This is a genomic window from Micromonospora sp. CPCC 206061, from assembly GCF_036906915.1.
In the GTDB taxonomy this organism is placed as follows: domain Bacteria; phylum Actinomycetota; class Actinomycetes; order Mycobacteriales; family Micromonosporaceae; genus Phytohabitans.
Window position 1 is genome coordinate 1 of the sequence record NZ_JBAKHX010000197.1, and the last position, 1548, is coordinate 1548.

The 1548-nt window shown below is 72.6% G+C and carries 2 protein-coding genes; one reads left to right on the forward strand and one right to left on the reverse strand.

All coding sequences use genetic code 11. From position 1 onward, the window contains the following. Positions 1-151: 151 nt before the first annotated feature. A complete protein-coding gene (locus V6V89_RS41325) occupies positions 152-790 on the reverse strand; it encodes a maleylpyruvate isomerase N-terminal domain-containing protein (RefSeq protein ID WP_334625205.1) in 639 nt (212 codons plus the stop codon). Between the two features lie 43 nt (positions 791-833). Here V6V89_RS41325 and V6V89_RS41330 point away from each other — a divergent pair, with 43 nt between their 5' ends. Further along, positions 834-1400 carry a hypothetical protein gene (locus V6V89_RS41330; protein ID WP_334625206.1) on the forward strand — a complete coding sequence of 189 codons (567 nt, stop codon included), beginning with the start codon at positions 834-836 and terminating at the stop codon, positions 1398-1400. Positions 1401-1548 lie beyond the last annotated feature (148 nt).

Consider the following 1548-nt stretch of genomic DNA (forward strand, 5'->3'; position numbering starts at 1 on the left):
AGCGACGCCACCACGAGTTTCACCCACCTGCGGGTGGCCCGAAGGGCCAGGGTTTCTTGATCGATGCGAACGCCCTTGATCGCCGAAGTCGAGCGCGGACCGCGGCGGCCCGCGCCGTCCGTCGCGACCCGCAGGCCGCGTCCACGGGCGGTCAGATCGCGGCGATGGTCGCGGGGGCGCGTTCCGCGCGGCTGAGCGCACGGACCACCGCCGTCTGGCCATGCCGGCGTACCGCCAGCCGGGTGAGCAGCGCGAGCACCGGGTCCAGGACGCGGGAAGGCAACTCCGGCGCGCCAATCCCCACGCTGACCGCCAGGTCGTCGGAGTGGACGGTGATCTCGAGCATCCGGGTGGTGAGGAAGTCGTCGATGGTGAGCGCCCACCCGGTCCACGGCAGGTGCACGGCACGGTCGCCGGGCGTTGCCGCGAGGAGCGTGCGGAGGCGGGCGACGCTGGCAGCGACCGTGGCCGCCAACTCGTCGGGGCCGCCCGCGGCTCGCTCCTCGCCGCTGCGGCGGATGCTTACGTTGATCTCGTCGTCGAGGTCGACATGGACCCATCGGACGGACGCGTAGTGGTCCAAGAGCGCGATCGGCGGCTCGTTGGGCGGTGAGCCGGTGAGGACCGGTTCGACATTGAGTATCTGGAACGCCAGGTGGCCCGCGAGGCCGCCGACGGAGAACTTCGCCAGCGCGCTCGGCTTGTCCCAGGCAGCCGCCACCGCCGGTTCGGCCAGAAGGGTGGCGGCGGACGCCGCGGCGTCCAGGTAGGCGTCGGTCACGTCGGTCACCTCGCAACCGTACGCGAAAGGAGAATGCTTGCATCCTGGAACGATGCGGTCGCGGTGCCTCGCCCTGCTGGTGTTCGCGCTGGCGGCGTGCGCGGCGCCCTCGCCCGACAGGGCCGTGCAGGCGCCGACTCCAAGCGCGAGCGGCGACCTCGCCGCCCGGCCGCTTCGGCTGTCCACTGTGGCTCCCGGCGCGCCGTGCCCGGTCTCACCGGCCCGGCCGTGGTCTGGTGCGGGGGTCGCGCACGCGGTGCTGGGCGACGGGCCGCTGCATCCGGTCGCGGACTACTTCGCCGCGGGAACGATTCTGCGGCTGCGCCCCGATGACCGGCTGCCCGGTGGCGGGTACGAGAAGAAGGTGCGGTGGATCGGCGGCGCGTACGCCGGACCGGTGCTCGTCCGTGCGGCGCGGTTGGACGGCGCGGGCAGTGCGAGCGTCAGGTTCTTGTACACGGGCGAGCGGCGCCCGGACGGCTTCTTCGCCGAGATCCCGGCACCGGACGCCGACCTACCGGCGACCACGACGGTGAGCGGGCCCGGCTGCTATGGCTATCAGGTCGACGGCGCCACCTTCACCACAGCGATCGTCTTCCAGGCGGCGCCGACGCCGTAGAAGAGGCCGGCGTCGATCAAGGAAGATCGCGTCGATCAAGGGCAAACGCACGTGGAAAAGAGATCAAAGCACGTGCATTTGCCCTTGATCGACGGGAGGGGCGGCGCGCGGCCCCGCGGCGCGCGGCCCCGCGGCGCGCGGCCCCGCG

Bases quoted from the DNA above. Each gene is read 5' to 3' on its own strand.
- V6V89_RS41330 (WP_334625206.1), top strand. From the start codon at position 834: ATGCGGTCGCGGTGCCTCGCCCTGCTGGTGTTCGCGCTGGCGGCGTGC.